Annotated in this window: 11 protein-coding genes; 3 read left to right on the top strand and 8 right to left on the bottom strand. The window is 69.0% G+C overall.

What is annotated here, in order from left to right:
• Nucleotides 1–233 precede the first annotated feature (233 nt).
• Nucleotides 234–1559: an LVIVD repeat-containing protein gene (locus ACWDLG_RS16115; RefSeq protein ID WP_449920585.1), complete on the bottom strand. Its 1326-nt coding sequence runs from the start codon at nt 1557–1559 to the stop codon at nt 234–236.
• 886 nt (nt 1560–2445) lie between these two features.
• Nucleotides 2446–3870, bottom strand: coding sequence for an LVIVD repeat-containing protein (locus tag ACWDLG_RS16110; RefSeq protein ID WP_449920444.1), 1425 nt, complete (start codon nt 3868–3870; stop codon nt 2446–2448).
• A gap of 158 nt (nt 3871–4028) precedes the next feature.
• Here ACWDLG_RS16110 and ACWDLG_RS16105 point away from each other — a divergent pair, with 158 nt between their 5' ends.
• Nucleotides 4029–4664: a DUF305 domain-containing protein gene (locus ACWDLG_RS16105; RefSeq protein WP_449920441.1), complete on the top strand. Its 636-nt coding sequence runs from the start codon at nt 4029–4031 to the stop codon at nt 4662–4664.
• 251 nt (nt 4665–4915) lie between these two features.
• Here ACWDLG_RS16105 and ACWDLG_RS16100 read toward each other — a convergent pair whose 3' ends face one another.
• The 3 genes from ACWDLG_RS16100 to ahcY form a co-directional block, all read right to left on the bottom strand.
• Nucleotides 4916–6277, bottom strand: a complete 1362-nt coding sequence (locus ACWDLG_RS16100) for an LVIVD repeat-containing protein (protein WP_449920438.1) — start codon at nt 6275–6277, stop codon at nt 4916–4918.
• Between the two features lie 86 nt (nt 6278–6363).
• Nucleotides 6364–7584: an adenosylhomocysteinase gene (locus ACWDLG_RS16095; protein WP_449920435.1), complete on the bottom strand. Its 1221-nt coding sequence runs from the start codon at nt 7582–7584 to the stop codon at nt 6364–6366.
• 416 nt (nt 7585–8000) lie between these two features.
• The gene (ahcY, locus tag ACWDLG_RS16090; RefSeq protein ID WP_354905999.1) at nt 8001–9428 is read right to left on the bottom strand and encodes an adenosylhomocysteinase; all 1428 of its coding nucleotides are present in this window, start codon (nt 9426–9428) and stop codon (nt 8001–8003) included.
• Nucleotides 9429–9528: 100 nt separating this feature from the next.
• On the opposite strand from ahcY, the gene ACWDLG_RS16085 reads away from it, so the two are divergent.
• Entirely contained in the window at nt 9529–9888 is a 360-nt protein-coding gene (locus ACWDLG_RS16085; protein ID WP_354906001.1) for a MerR family transcriptional regulator, read from the top strand.
• Nucleotides 9885–10445, top strand: a complete 561-nt coding sequence (locus tag ACWDLG_RS16080; RefSeq protein WP_449920431.1) for a GerMN domain-containing protein — start codon at nt 9885–9887, stop codon at nt 10443–10445. Before ACWDLG_RS16085 ends, ACWDLG_RS16080 begins: the two co-directional genes overlap by 4 nt.
• 37 nt (nt 10446–10482) lie before the next feature.
• Here the strand turns inward: ACWDLG_RS16080 and ACWDLG_RS16075 are convergent, their stop codons facing one another.
• Genes ACWDLG_RS16075 through ACWDLG_RS16065 form a run of 3 tightly spaced genes read right to left on the bottom strand, consistent with a single transcriptional unit; the run spans nt 10483 to nt 12708 of the window.
• A complete protein-coding gene (locus ACWDLG_RS16075) occupies nt 10483–11403 on the bottom strand; it encodes a cation diffusion facilitator family transporter (RefSeq protein ID WP_449920428.1) in 921 nt (306 codons plus the stop codon).
• A 43-nt stretch (nt 11404–11446) separates the two neighbouring features.
• Nucleotides 11447–12535: an SIS domain-containing protein gene (locus ACWDLG_RS16070; protein ID WP_449920425.1), complete on the bottom strand. Its 1089-nt coding sequence runs from the start codon at nt 12533–12535 to the stop codon at nt 11447–11449.
• Nucleotides 12532–12708, bottom strand: coding sequence for a Trm112 family protein (locus tag ACWDLG_RS16065; protein ID WP_354906006.1), 177 nt, complete (start codon nt 12706–12708; stop codon nt 12532–12534). Before ACWDLG_RS16065 ends, ACWDLG_RS16070 begins: the two co-directional genes overlap by 4 nt.
• Nucleotide 12709 lies beyond the last annotated feature (1 nt).

The following is a 12709-nucleotide window of genomic DNA, read 5'->3' as shown; positions in this document are numbered from 1 at the left end:
CCCCGGCACCCCGGCACCCCGGCACCCCGGCACCCCGGCACCCCGGCACCCCGGCACCCCGGCACCCCGGCACCCCGGCACCGGGGAGTGTTCTCGGGTGCGGGGATCGCCGGAACCCCGGTCTTCCGCCGACCGCCTCCGGACGGGCCGTCCTGCGCGAAGGGCGGTGCCGCGCCGTCCCATGCCAAGGGCGGTGCCGCGCCGTACCGTGCGACGGCGCGGCACCGGAAGGGTCAGAAGGGCAGCTGGGTCTGCGTGTTCAGCACCTTCAGCCGCACCTTGGCCGCCGCGTCCGTCCGCTTGTCGGAGATCCGCAGCACGTCGAACCCCTGCTGGATGTCACTGCTGTAGACGAAGCCGTTGTAGTAGTACGCCGACCACGACCCGCCTGCCCGGCGCGGCTTCAGCGCGCCACGGTCGAAGTAGCCGATCTCCTTGGGGCTGGCCGAGTCGGTGAAGTCCCAGATCGAGACGCCGCCCTGGTACCACGCCTGCACCATGATGTCCTTGCCCTTGACGGGGATCAGCGAGCCGTTGTGCGCCACGCAGTTCTCCGCCGCCCCCTGATGGCGGGGGATCTTGAAGTACGCCTTGTGCGTCAGCTGCCCGTCCACGATGTCGAAGATCGCGTCCGCGCCGCGCTGCCCGCCGACCCGCTCGTTACACGTGGCCGACATGCCTCCGCCGAGCTCGTCGGTGAAGACCACCTTCGTCCCGGTGTTGTTGAAGGTCGCCGAGTGCCAGAAGGCGAAGTTCTCGTCGGTGACCGTCGCCGTCACCTTGGGGCGCTCACGGTCGGAGATGTCCATCAGCACGCCGTCGCCCATGCAGGCACCGGCGGCCAGGTTCTTGGAGGGGAAGACGGTGATGTCGTGACATCCGCTGGTTGGCAGCAGCAGACCGTTCTGCTGCTCGTTGCCGCCGTCGGGGAAGAGCACGGGCGTCGCGACGACCTTCGCGGCGGCCGGCTTGTCCAGCGGCACCTTGACGATCGAGATCTTGTCGTGGGGCGGCTTGCACTCGGCGAAGACGGGGGCCGGCATGTACGAGGAGACATACAGATAGACCGACTTACCCGACTTACCGGGCACCAGCGTGTGCGTGTGCGAGCCACAGGCCGTCTCGACCGCCTTCACGTACTTCGGCCGGGACTTGTCGCTGATGTCGAAGATCCTGATGCCCTCCCACGACGCCTTGCTCGTGGGCACGCCGTAGTCGCTCGAACAGGACTCGCCGTCGCGGGGGTCGTCCACCGACAGGAAGAGGAGGTCGCCGTGCACCGAGATGTCGTTCTGCGCGCCCGGGCAGTTCACCTGGCTGACGACCTTGGGCTTCACCGGGTTCTTGATGTCGTAGATCGTGAAACCGTTGTAGTTGCCCTGGAAGGCGTAGCTGCCCTGGAACGCCAGATCGGAGTTGAACGCGTCAGCGCCCTTGAACGATCCCGTCTTGGGCAGGTTGGCCACGTGCTGGACGTTGGGGCTCTTGATGATCGTGTCAGCCGACTCCGCCTGCGCCGGCGTCGTGGCCGCCGCCAGAGTCAGGGCCATACCGGCCATCATGAACAAGCGGCCGAGTCTGGACGCCACCGAGACCTCCTGTCGAGACTAAACGATCAGACCGACCCACTATGTCACCACAAATCACCCTCAATCCGGCCCGATACCGAGCCGATACACCTCCCCCGGCAAACCCCCGTACGGCACGCCCTCCCACAGACCACTCCGCCCGCAACCCCAGCCACCCCATCCCCCCAGCTCAGACCCTCACGCGGTTCTCCGGCCAGCCGAACAGCCCCCCACACGCCCTCCGGTCCCCCGCCACCCGGACCCACGGCAGGCCCCTCCCTCCCACAGGCCGCTCCGCCCGCAATCCCGGCCACCCAGTCGCCCCAGCTCAGACCGTCACGCCGGTTCTCCGGCCGGCCGAACAGCTCCCCGCACGCCTTCCGGCCCCCGCCACCCGGACCCACGCCCGCCCCCGCCCTCCCACAGGCCGGTCCGTTCACGCCGCCAAAGAGCGTGACGCCTACCGCGTCGTCCTGCGCGGAGAAGGGGACGGCCGGGCGCTGCGCCGGTTCGTGGACGCGCTCGGCGAGGCGACCGCCACGGTGTTCCCGGCCCGCACCGAGGCGATGGACGCGACACCCGCGTCGACGTCGAGGTGCTCCCGAGCGGACAGGTCTCCGTGCTCCTGTGGTGGCTGGAGTCCGGCTCACCGCGACTGCCGGCCGAAGCGGTCACGCGGATGCTGCTCGCGCTCTCCTCACGGGAGGTACTGGGCCAACGGCTCACGGGAGGTACTGGGCCGACGGCTTCGACGGCGAACCACCCACCACATTCACATGACACGGCTTCCCACCCCCGGGCAACACCACAGGAAAGCGGCGAGCCGCCAGGGATCTGCCCTGGCGGCTCGCCGAGTTGCGGAAGGAGGGGAAGGAACCTAGTCGCGGCCGTGCTCGGCGTACGACGGCTGCGTCTGGGCGTTCAGGAGGTCGAACTTGACGCTGTTGGCCTGGTTCGTGCGCGGGTCGTTGATCCGCAGCACGTCGAGCCCCAGGTTGAAGTCCGATCCGTAGATGTAGCCGTTGTAGTAGTACGCCGACCAGAAGCCGCCGGACAGCGGCGGAGCGGTGTTGTCGGGGCCGCGCTCGAAGAAGGCGATCTCCTGCGGGTTGGCCGAGTCGGTGAAGTCGACGACCGAGATGCCGCCCTGGTACCAGGCCTGCACCATGATGTCGCGGCCCTTGACCGGGATCAGGGAGCCGTTGTGGGCGACGCAGTTCTCGGTGTCCGCCTGGTGGCGGGCGATCTTGAAGTAGCCGCGACGCTCCAGCTTGCCGCCGACGATGTCGTAGTAGGCGTTGGCGCCCCGGTTGGCGCCGATGGCCGCGTTGCAGGTGGCACGGGTGCCGCCGCCGAGCTCGTCGGTGAAGATGACCTTGGTGCCCTCGTTGTTGAACGTCGCCGAGTGCCAGAAGGCGAAGTTCTCTGTGTCGCGGACGACCTCGGTGACGCGCGGGTGCTCGCGGTCGGAGATGTCGAGCAGGATGCCGTCGCCCATGCAGGCGCCGGCCGCGATGTCCTTCTCCGGGTAGGCGGTGATGTCGTGGCAGCCGCTGGTCGCCGACTTGCCGTTCGGGTACGGCAGCTGCACGCCCCCGTAGCCGTCCTCGTCGGGGATGCCGTCGCCGGTGATGTCCTTGGGCGGGAACAGCACCGGCGTGCCGACGACCGCGGCGGCCGTCGGGTTGTTCAGCGGCACCTTGATGACCGAGATCAGGTCGTGCGGCGGCTTGCAGTCAGGGAAGCTGGCGTTCGGGCTGTAGGACGAGACGTAGATGTAGACGTTCTCGCCCGTCTTGTCCGGCACCAGGGTGTTGGTGTGCGAACCGCAGTTGGTCTCGACCGACTTGATGTACGTCGGGTTGGTCTTGTCGCTGATGTCGAAGATCCGGACGCCCTCCCACGACTCCTTGATCGACGCGCTCTGCGACGTGCTGTTGCACGAGTCGTTGTTGCGGGAGGAGTCGACGGAGCCGAACAGCAGGTTGCCGTAGACGGACACGTCCATCTGGCCGCCCGGGCAGACCACCGAGCTGACGAGGGTGGTCTTCTTCGGGTGCTTGATGTCGTAGATCGAGAACCCGGCGTAGTTGCCGACGTAGGCGTAGTCGCCCTGGAAGGCCATGTCGGTGTGGATGTCGGTCAGTACGCCCGGCTTGGGCACGTTGGTGACGTGCTCGATGTTCGGGCTCATCGCGATCTCGCCGGGGGCGGGGATGTCAGACGCCTGGGCGGGCAGGGCCGTCAGGACCAAGGCGCCTGCCGCTCCGAGCATGACGAGGGCTTTGCGGGGGGTGATCACTCAGTTGCCTCCATAAAGGGGACATAAATGTAGAGAATCTTCGCCCGCGACCCGTCTGATGACCAGCGTCCAGAATGTCAGATGATATTGCGCTTTGCCGTCTTTTTAATGATCACGGTTATGGTTTACAGTTCGCTCTCTCGACACAGGGAGGTCAGGTGCGCGCCGCGCTCATTGTCATCACTGGTACGGTGATCGCCCTCTCGGGCTGCAGTGGTGACAGCCGTCCCGTCGCCGCCACGGACACGTCGACGGCACCGGTGCTCGCGCCGGGCAAACCGGGCGAGCCGGCACGGACGCTGTCGCCTGCGGAGGCCGCGACCGCCGTTCCCACTCCCACGGCCAACGCGGCGGACGTCACGTTCATGCAGGACATGATCATCCATCACCGCCAGGCGCTCGACATGGCGATCCTCGCCCCGACCAGGGCCCAGTCGGAGAAGCTGAAGGGACTCGCCTCCCGGATCAAGGACGCGCAGGCCCCGGAGATCCAGTACATGACGACGTGGCTGCAGGAGCAGGGCCAGAAGGTGCCCGCCCACCACGCGGGGCACGCGACCATGCCGGGCATGGCCACCCCCGAGCAGATGGAGGCGTTGAAGGCGGCCTCCGGGGCGGCGTTCGACAAGCTGTTCCTGGAGTTGATGATCGCGCACCACAGCGGGGCGATCACGATGTCCACGAAGCAGCTCACCGAGGGCTCGCACCAGCGAATCTCCGAGCTGGCCACCGACATCGGCGCGGAGCAGACGGCGGAGATCCGGCGCATGCGGGAGATGCAGGCAGCCCTCTGACCGCTCCGTGAGGGCTGGCGGTACGGCCCGCACAGCCGTCCCGGCGACTCGTCAGGGCCCCCGTGGCGGAACGCACCTGTGGGACGCACGTCGCCGGGGTGCGGGAGCCGTACGGGGAAGGTCACCGGGGCGCGGGAGCCGTACAAGGTCGCCGGCGTGCGGGAGCCGTACGGGAAAGTCGCCGGCGTGCGGGAGCCGTATGGGGAAGAGAGGGCCCGCGCCGATCGCGGCGCGGGCCCAGCGAGGCGCGGTCAGTGGCCGCGGCTCCGGTACCTGGACTGGGTCTGCACGTTCAGCCGGTCGAACCTGACGCCGTCGGCCGAGTTCACCCGCGGATCCCTCACCCTGAAGACGTCGAACCCGCGGAAGATCTCGCTCCCGTAGATGTAGCCGTTGTAGTAGTAGGCCGACCAGAAGCCGCCCAGCGTGAGCTGGGTGTCGTTGATCGGGCCGCGGTCGAAGAAGGCGATCTCGCGTGGACGGGACGAGTTGGTGAAGTCCCAGACCGACAGCCCGCCCTGGTACCAGGCCTGCACCATGATGTCGCGCCCCCTGACCGGGATCAGCGATCCGTTGTGGGCGACGCAGTTCTCCGTGCTCGTCTGGATCCTGGAGATCTTGTAGTAGCTCTTGAAGACGAGCTTGCGGCCGACGATGTCGACGATGGCGTCGGCGCCCCTGGTCGGGCCCTCGGCCGCGGTGCAGCGGGCCTGCGAGCCGCCGCCGAGTTCGTCGGTGAAGACCACCTTGGTTCCGGCGTTGTTGAAGGTCGCCGAGTGCCAGAACGCGAAGTTCGTGTCCCTGATCGTGTCGATGACCTTGGGGTGTTCCCTGTCGGAGATGTCGAGGAGGACGCCGTCGCCCATGCAGGCGCCCGCGGCGAGTTCCTTCTCGGCGTAGACGGTGATGTCGTGGCAGCCGCTGGTGTCTGCCAGGAGGTTGGGCTGCTGGGTGCGGTCGTTGCCGCCCTCGGGGAAGATCACCGGCGTGTTCACCACGGCGGCCGCGGCCGGGTCGCGCACGGGGACCTTCACGACCGAGATGCGGTCGTGCGGCGGCTGGCAGTCGGGGAAGTCGGCCGCCGGGAAGTAGGACGAGACGTAGACGTAGAAGGCGTCACGCGACTTGCCCGGCACCAGCGTGTGGGTGTGGGAGCCGCAGCTGGTCTCGACGGACTTGACGTACTTCGGGTTGGCCTTGTCGCTGACGTCGAAGATCCGCAGGCCCTCCCACGAGCTCTTCTCGCGGGCCGACTGCCGCGTGCCGGAGCAGGAGTCGTCCTTCATCGACTCGTCGACGGAGGTGACCAGGATGTCCCCGTAGACGGTGACGTCCATCTGACCACCCGGACAGGTGACCGAGCTGACCAACTTGGGGCGCTTGGGGTGCTTGATGTCGTAGATCGAGAATCCGCTGTAGCTGCCGACGTAGGCGTAGTCGCCCTGGAAGGCGATGTCGGTGTTGATCTGCACGCCGGCGGGCAGATCGAGGTGGGCTTCGTGCCGGATGTTGTCACTCTTGGTGACCTCGTCGCCGGCCGAGGCGGGGACGGGAACAAGGGCGATCGCCACCACGATCCCGGCCAGGAGGGAGGATAAGCCACGCAGTCCCATGGAGCCTCCAGAGATGGAAATGTCCTGGATTATCCCTAGAGTCGGTGGATCAACCAAGTGATTGTCCGGGAACTGTCACACGAAAATCAGGAGCCCGTCCGCCAGGAGTGGAGGTAGTCCTCCTGCTCGGCGGTCAGCCGGTCGATCTCGATGCCCGCCGCCGCCAGTTTCAGCCGCGCCACCTCGATGTCGATGTCCTCGGGCACGTCGTAGACGCCCGGCGCCAGCCGTACGCGCTCGACGGCCAGCCAGGCGACGGCCAGCGCCTGGGCCGAGAAGGACATGTCCATGACGGCGGCCGGATGCCCCTCGGCGGCCGTGAGGTTGACCAGGCGCCCCTCGGCCAGCAGCAGCAGGCGGCGGCCGTCGGCGAGCACGTACTCGTCGGTGTTGGGCCGCACCCCCGGATTGAGCGCGACGGCCAGCCCCTCCAGCCCGCGCACGTCGACCTCGACGTCGAAGTGGCCCGCGTTGGCGAGGATCGCGCCGTCCTTCATCACCGACAGGTGCTCGGCCGTGATGACGTCGCGGTTGCCGGTGACGGTGATGAACAGGTCGCCGACCTGCGCGGCGGCCGCCATGGTGCGCACCTCGTAGCCCTGCAGGGAGGCGTCGAGCGCCTTGACCGGGTCGATCTCGGTGACGATCACCCGCGCGCCCAGGCCCTTGGCCCGCTCGGCGACGCCCCGCCCGCAGTAGCCGAACCCGGCCACCACGACCGTCCGGCCGGCGAGCATGACGTTCGTGGCGCGCATGATGCCGTCGAGCGTCGACTGGCCGGTGCCGTACCTGTTGTCGAACATCCGCTTCGTCCGCGTGTCGTTGACCGCGACGACGGGGAACCTCAGCGCGCCCTCGGCCGCCATCTGGCGCAGCCTGATGATGCCGGTGGTGGTCTCCTCACAGCCGCCGCTCACGCCGTCGAGCAGGTCGGTGCGCTCGGTGTGGAGGATGTTGACCAGGTCGCAGCCGTCGTCGAGGACGATGTCGGGCGCCAGGTCGAGCGCTTGATGGATGTGGCGGTAGTAGGTCGCCCGGTCGACGCCCGCGCGCGCGTGGACCGCGATGCCGTAGTCCTTGAGCGCCTCGGCGACGTCGTCCTGGGTGGAGAGCGGGTTGGAGGCGGCCAGCGCGATCTCGGCGCCGCCCGCCTTGAGCGCGCCCATGAGGACGGCGGTCTCGGCGGTCACGTGCAGGCACGCGGCGATCCTGAGGCCGTCGAGCGGGCGCTCGCGCCCGAACCGCTCCCCGATCGCGGTGAGGACGGGCATCGCCCTCCCCGCCCACGCGATCCTCCGCTCTCCCACCACATCTCCAGTCTCTTGTACGGCAAGCCGGCCCGGCGCCACCGTGGTCACCGGTGACCGCCCGTCCATCACAGCACTCCAGCGGGACTCCGGTGGCCACCGTCACGTCGTATCGTGCACCGGCTTCCGCGGACGGCCGTCCCGCCGGCCGCCCGCCATCGGCTCGTCGGGGGCCGCGACGGGGCACCGGAACCCTGCCGCCAGGTCTTCGGGGCGCCGTGACGGCGGGGACCGGAGTCCTGCCGGGCGGCGCGCCCGCGGCGGGCGGTGACCCGGTGACCGCGCAGGCGCCAGGCCCGGCTTGCCGTACGGGCCCGGCCCCGCGAGAACGGAAACCCCCACCCGTCCCGACGGGTGCGGCCGGGATATGGGACGACGGCGGGTGCCCGGCCGGGCGCCCGCCGTCGGGAGGAACGTCAGTAGCGGTAGTGGTCCGACTTGTACGGGCCCTCGACGTCGACGCCGATGTACTCCGCCTGCGCCTTGGTCAGCGTGGTCAGCTTGACGCCCAGCGCGTCGAGGTGGAGGCGGGCGACCTTCTCGTCCAGGTGCTTGGGCAGGGTGTAGACGCCGATCGGGTACTCCTCGGTCTTGGTGAAGAGCTCGATCTGCGCGATGACCTGGTTGGTGAAGGAGTTGGACATCACGAACGACGGGTGGCCGGTCGCGCAGCCCAGGTTCATCAGGCGGCCCTCGGCCAGCACGATGATGGAGTGGCCGTCGGGGAAGACCCACTCGTCGACCTGCGGCTTGATGGTGTTCCTGACGATCCCGGGGGTCTTCGCGAGCCCGGCCATGTCGATCTCGTTGTCGAAGTGGCCGATGTTGGAGACGATCGCCTGGTGCTTCATCTTGGCCATGTGGTCGGCCGTGATGATGTCGAAGTTGCCGGTGGTGGTCACGAAGATGTCGGCGATGCCGACGACCTCCTCCAGCGTGGTGACCTGGAAGCCGTCCATGGCCGCCTGGAGCGCGCAGATCGGGTCGATCTCGGTGACGATGACGCGGGCGCCCTGGCCGCGCAGCGCGTCGGCGCAGCCCTTGCCGACGTCGCCGTAGCCGCAGACCACGGCCACCTTGCCGCCGATGAGCACGTCGGTGGCGCGGTTGAGGCCGTCGATGACCGAGTGGCGGCAGCCGTACTTGTTGTCGAACTTCGACTTGGTCACCGAGTCGTTGACATTGATCGCCGGGAACAGCAGCGAGCCGCTCTTGAACATCTCGTAGAGGCGGTGGACACCGGTGGTGGTCTCCTCCGTCACGCCCTTGATCTGCTCAGCGATCTGCGTCCACTTCTTGTCCTCGCCGACCGTGCGGGTGAGCAGGTCGATGATGACGTGCCACTCCTCCGGGTCCTCGTCGGAGGCGGCGGGGACGGCGCCGGCCTTCTCGTACTCGGCGCCCTTGTGGACCAGCAGCGTGGCGTCGCCGCCGTCGTCGAGGATCATGTTCGGGCCCTCGCCGCCGGGCCAGGTGAGCGCCTGCTCGGTGCACCACCAGTACTCCTCCAGCGTCTCGCCCTTCCAGGCGAAGACGGGGACGCCCTGCGGGTTGTCGACGGTGCCGTTGGGGCCGACGGCGACCGCGGCGGCGGCGTGGTCCTGGGTGGAGAAGATGTTGCAGCTGACCCAGCGGACCTCGGCGCCGAGCGCGACGAGCGTCTCGATGAGGACGGCGGTCTGGATGGTCATGTGGAGCGAGCCCATGATCTTCGCGCCGCGGAGGGGCTGGGAGGCCGCGTACTCCTTACGAACCGCCATGAGGCCGGGCATCTCGTGCTCGGCGAGCCGGATCTCCTTGCGGCCGAAGTCGGCAAGTGAAAGGTCGGCGACCTTGAAGTCCATCTGATTACCCCTCGATACACGAAGTTGTCGCCGTCGAGTTTAGGCGCCGGTTCTCCGAGCCGCATCTCGCGGGGGCTGAATCTTCCACAAGAATGTAAGGATGCGCATCACTGAGGCAGCGAGACGGTTGGGGATGTCCCCTCGCATGCTCCGCTACCGGGAGGCACTGGGACTGTTGCCGCCGGTCAGGGAGCAGGGCGCGCACCGCAGGTTCACCGAGGAGGACCTGACGGCCGTGGCCCAGGCCGTGGAGCTGGAGAAGCGGTTCGACGTCTCACCCGCCGAGCTGGCCTTCGCGTTGCGGGCGCTGGCCGAGCCGGCGGTGACCCAGGCCGTCAGGGACCTGGGCCTGCGGATCGGCCGCCTCCACGCGCCCAGGAGGGCACTGGACTTCGAGAAGGAGAAGGCGTTGCGACTGCTGCAAACCAGAGGCGCGAACGGACCGTCCAACCGGATATGAAGGCTCTCCTCACGGCCACCGCGCTGGCGGTGGTTCCCGCGCTCGCCCTGATGCCCGCGCAGGCTTCAGCGGCCTCCCCCACGGCCTCGACGGCCGCCTCGACGACCTCCGCAGCCGCCGCCTCAGGTGGCTCCTCAGGCGGGACGGTGAAGGTCTACTTCTCCGCCGACTTCGACGTCCCCGGCAAGGTCGTCGCCGTCACCAGGAAGGCGCCCGACCGCGGGGTGGCCACGTTCGCCATCCAGCAGCTCATCAAGGGCCCGACCAAGGCCGAGCGCAAGCGTGGCCTGCACTCCGAGCTCGGCCCGCAGATCAGGGGCAGGTCCGACTGCGGGGCCGACTTCAAGCTGTCGATCAAGAGCGGCACGGCCACGCTGCGCTTCTGCCGTACGGTGTTCGGGCTCGGCGTCGGCGGCGACGCACGCATCCTGCACACCATCGACAGGACGCTGCGTCAGTTCAGCACGGTCAAGAAGGTCATTTCCCTCGACAAGGACGGCCGCTGCCTGTTCGACCAGACCGACCGCGGGACCTCCTGCATCACCGGGCACGAGTGAGCCGCGCCGGCCACCACGGGGAGGCCGCCGAGGGGGCTCATCTGGCGGCGGCCTTGTCCAGGTCCGGCTCGAGATAGATGACGCGGGCGATGGGGACGGCGGCGCGGATGCGCTGCTCGGCCTCGTCGATGCCGCGGGCCACCTCGGCGGCCGTGTCGTCGTGGGCGACCGCGATCTTCGCGGCGACCAGCAACTCCTCGGGGCCCAGGTGCAGCGTGCGCATGTGGATGATGCGGCTGACCTCGGGGGCGCTCTCCAGCGCGTTCCTGATCTGCGTCTCGACCTCGGGGGTGGCGCCCTCTCCCAGCAGCAGCGACTTGGTCTCGATCGCCAGGATGATCGCGATGACCGCCAGCAGCGCGCCGATCATCACCGTGCCGACGCCGTCCCAGAGGCCGTCGCCCGTGACCACGGCCATGGTGACGCCGAACAGCGCGAAGATCAGGCCCAGCAGCGCACCGAGGTCCTCCAGCAGCACCACCGGCAGCTCGGGCGACTTCGACCGGCGGATGAAGGCCCACCAGCTCTGGCTGCCGCGGTGCTCGTTCGACTCCTTGATCGCCGTCCTGAACGAGAAGCCCTCGGCGATGATCGCGAAGATCAGGACGCCGAACGCCCACCCCGGCGACTCGACGGGATGCCGCTCTGCGATCTTGTGGAAGCCCTCGTAGAGCGAGAACACCGCACCGATCGTGAACAGCACGACCGCGACGACGAAGGCGTAGAAGTAGCGCTCCCTGCCGTAGCCGAACGGGTGCTGGGGGGTGCGGCCCCGCTGCGCCCGCTTGCCGCCGACCAGCAGCAGCGCCTGGTTGCCCGAGTCGGCCACCGAGTGGATCGACTCCGCCAGCATGGACGAGGAGCTGGTGAACACGAACGCGACGAACTTGGCCACGGCGATCGCGAGGTTCGCCCCCAATGCCGCGACAATTGCCTTGGTACCGCCACTCGCGCTCAACGCACTTCTCCGCTCATGCCACTGGATTCCCGGACATGGGATCCTATTGGGAAAGTCTCGCCTTTAGCTCTGTGATCGAGGTCACCGGGGTCGGATCAGTGCCGTACCCGAGCGCGAGGTAGGCACTCGCGTAGTCGCCCAGCTCGATCAGCGTGGCCAGCCGTTCGAGCGGCGTGACGCCTTCCGCGGTCAGCTCGCTGACCGGGACCCCGCGGTCCTGGGCCATTCTGAGCAGCTCCTGCGGACGGTCGTCGGCCTCGCGCAACACGACCAGGCGCAGCGTGCGCTCGGCGGTGTCGGCGAAGATGTCGCGCTGGGCCAGCGGGCCGTCGAGCACGGCCAGCTGGTTGTGCCCGGCCTCGGGGATCTCGCCCCAGATCGCCGGATACTTGGCGTTCTCGTTGAGCTGCAGCGCCAGCCGGTGGGCGGCGACCGCCGTCAGCGGCGAGGTCCCCCAGAGCACGGGCACGCTGTCGGCCAGCTCCATGGCCAGCGACTTGCCCGGGTTGATGAACGACTCGCTCGTGGGACGGCAGCGGTGCGCCATCTCCTCCAGCGCCCTGGCCGCCCCCTCGAACAGGTCGGCGTCCGCCTGCGCGATCCCCAGCGACCCGGCCGCCACCAGCAGAGGTACGGCCAGGCCCCACAGGTTCGCGCGCGAAGGGCCGTGCGCCCGCACCGGCACGAACAGCGCCGAGGCCTGCGTGGCGATCGCCTGCAACGGCGACTCCGGAGCGCTGACCACCAGCAGCGACGCGCCCCGCCGTACGGCCTCGGTCGCCGCGGCGAGCGTCTCCGCCGTCCGGCCCGAGCTCGACACCGCCATCACCAGGTCGGTCGCGCCGACCCAGCCGGGCAGCCGGCCGGAGCGCACGGTGATGATCGGCAGCGGCGCGCCGTACCCGCAGACCGCGGCCAGGATGTCGCCCGCGAGCGCGGCCGCGCCCATGCCCGCCACCACGATCGCCCTGGGCCTGCCGTCACGGGTGAGGCGCGCGACGCCCGCCTCGCTCGCGTCGCGGTGGGCGGTGCGCACCTGCGCGGCCGCGGAAGCGACCACGGGCAGCATGCCGCCCTGGTCGGCCTCGGCGAGCAGGGTCTGATCGTCGAGCCGCTCGGGCTCCCAGGTCACGGCTTCCTTGCCTCGTCCACGAGCAGCACCGGGATGTCGTCCCTGACCGGATAGACCAGGCCGCAGCCGGTGCAGGCCAGCTCGTCCGTGCCGTCGGGGTCGTCCTGCGCGCGCAACGGCGCCTTGCACGCCGGGCAGGCCAGGATCTCCAGCAGCCAGTCGTCGATCTTCACT

The organism is Nonomuraea sp. NPDC003727 (genome assembly GCF_053586935.1).
The sequence above is the reverse complement of the archived record's forward strand: the minus strand, read 5'-3'. Positions and strand labels throughout refer to the sequence as shown.

Excerpts from the sequence above, each read along its gene's own strand:
- ACWDLG_RS16115 (WP_449920585.1), bottom strand. The coding sequence starts at position 1,559 with ATGGCCGGTATGGCCCTGACTCTGGCGGCGGCCACGACGCCGGCGCAG.
- ACWDLG_RS16100 (WP_449920438.1), bottom strand. The coding sequence starts at position 6,277 with ATGGGACTGCGTGGCTTATCCTCCCTCCTGGCCGGGATCGTGGTGGCG.
- ahcY (WP_354905999.1), bottom strand. The coding sequence starts at position 9,428 with ATGGACTTCAAGGTCGCCGACCTTTCACTTGCCGACTTCGGCCGCAAG.
- ACWDLG_RS16085 (WP_354906001.1), top strand. The coding sequence starts at position 9,529 with ATGCGCATCACTGAGGCAGCGAGACGGTTGGGGATGTCCCCTCGCATG.
- ACWDLG_RS16080 (WP_449920431.1), top strand. The coding sequence starts at position 9,885 with ATGAAGGCTCTCCTCACGGCCACCGCGCTGGCGGTGGTTCCCGCGCTC.